Annotated in this window: 1 protein-coding gene and 1 pseudogene; one reads left to right on the plus strand and one right to left on the minus strand. The window is 74.4% G+C overall.

The annotated features are described in order from the left end of the window. Positions 1-89 precede the first annotated feature (89 nt). Positions 90-1,142 (minus strand): annotated as a pseudogene (locus tag ABZU53_RS31670) (ATP-binding cassette domain-containing protein); the annotation flags it as partial. Positions 1,143-1,196: 54 nt separating this feature from the next. Here ABZU53_RS31670 and ABZU53_RS31675 point away from each other — a divergent pair. Beyond that, positions 1,197-1,963, plus strand: a 767-nt coding sequence (locus ABZU53_RS31675; protein ID WP_355069247.1) for a MerR family transcriptional regulator, incomplete at its 3' end; no start/stop codon positions are given.

The following is a 1,963-nucleotide window of genomic DNA, read 5'->3' on the forward strand; positions in this document are numbered from 1 at the left end:
GCCCACCGCTGGCGTCGGCCGCCCGCGCCGTCGGGCTCGCTCGCACGCCGTGCGGCGTCAGGCGCCGCGTCCCGGGCACCGCTGACCCGTCACCCCTTGGGCAGCTCCGCTGGCTTGTGGACGTACTCGCGGAGATGGGTGGCGGTGAGGGTGTCGCCGTGGGCGACCAGGTCCGCCGGCGTGCCGGTGAAGACGATGCGCCCGCCGTCGTGCCCGGCGCCCGGGCCGAGGTCGATGAGCCAGTCCGCGTGGGCCATCACGGCCTGGTGGTGCTCGATGACGATGACCGTGTTGCCGGCGTCGACCATGCGGTCCAACAGGGCCAGCAGTTGGTCCACGTCGGCCAGGTGCAGGCCGGTGGTGGGCTCGTCGAGGACGTACGTGCTGGTCTTCTCCGCCAGGTGGATGGCGAGCTTGAGCCGTTGCCGCTCCCCGCCGGACAGGGTGGTCAGCGGCTGGCCGAGGCTGAGGTAGCCCAACCCGACGTCGACCAGCCGGTGGAGGATGAGGTGCGCCGGCCCGCTGGGGGAGAATCCGTACGCCTCGGTGACCGACATGGCCAGCACCTCGCTGATGTTCTTCCCGCGCAGGGTGTACGTGAGGACCTCGTCGGTGAACCGCCGCCCCGCGCACCGCTCGCAGACGCTCGCCACGCCGGCCATCATCGCCAGGTCCGTGTAGATCAGCCCGATGCCCTTGCAGGCCGGGCAGGCGCCTTCGGAGTTCGCGCTGAACAGCGCCGCCTTGACGCCGTTGGCCTTGGCGAACGCGGTACGGATCGGGTCGAGCAGTCCGCTGTAGGTGGCCGGGTTGCTGCGTCGTGACCCGCGGATCGGGGACTGGTCGACGATCACCACACCGGCCCGGCCGCGCAGTGAGCCGTGGATCAGCGAGCTCTTGCCGGAGCCGGCCACGCCGGTGACCACGGTGAGGACGCCGAGCGGGATGTCCACGTCCACGTCGCGCAGGTTGTGCAGGTCGACGTGGCGGATGCCGAGCTGCCCGGTCGGTCGGCGTACCTCGTCGCGCACCCTCACCCGGTGGTCCAGGTGCCGCCCGGTGAGGGTGCCCGAGCGGCGCAGGCCGGGGACGTCGCCGGTGAAGCAGATCTGCCCGCCGGCGCTGCCCGCGCCCGGCCGAAGGATCGCCTGCGGGCCGTGGACCTCGCCGCCACCGTGGGGATCTCGGTGCAGCAGGTGCGCAACTACGTCGAGGAGGGCGTGCTGCCGCCGGTGCGGCGTACCGCGAGCGGCTACCGGATCTTCACGACCGCACACGCCCGCGCGCTGACCGTGGCCCGGCGGCTGGCCGAGGGGCACGGCTGGGGCCGTACCCGGGAGATCATGGCGGCGGTGCACGGCGGTGACGTGCCGGCGGCCCTGGCGGCGCTCGACGGCGGCCATGCCGAGCTGGACCGCGAACGCGCCGACATCCGCCGCGTGCTCGGCGCCTTCGAGACCGTGCTGGCCAACCCGCCGGCGACCCGGCCGGCCCAGCGCCGCGGCGTCCGCATCGGCGAGGTGGCGGCCCTGGTCGGGGTGCGGACCTCGCAGCTGCGCCTGTGGGAGGCCCGCGAGCTGCTGCGGCCGGGCCGCGCGCCCGGCACCAACTACCGGGTGTACGACGAGACCGAGCTGCGCGCCGCGCAGGTCGTCGCGCTCCTGCGCCGGGGCGCCTACCCGTTCGAGATCATCGAGGCGGTGCTGGGCGAGCTGCGCACCACCGGCAGCGCCCAGCGGGTACGCGCCGAGCTGGCCCGCCGTGAGCAGGACCTGCACGCCCGCAGCCTGCGCCGGTTGCGGGGCAGCGCCGCGCTGCACGACTACCTGGTGGAGCGGGCCGCCGCCGGAAGGTCGAGCGGCCAACCGCCGGGACGGCAGGATCCCGACCGCGCCGGTTGTCGGGAGGACACATGGGCAGGGACGTCTCGCAGGGCGCCTTCACCCGGGAGGACCGCGTCCGC

Source organism: Micromonospora sp. NPDC005194 (assembly GCF_040608335.1).
Classification (GTDB): domain Bacteria; phylum Actinomycetota; class Actinomycetes; order Mycobacteriales; family Micromonosporaceae; genus Micromonospora.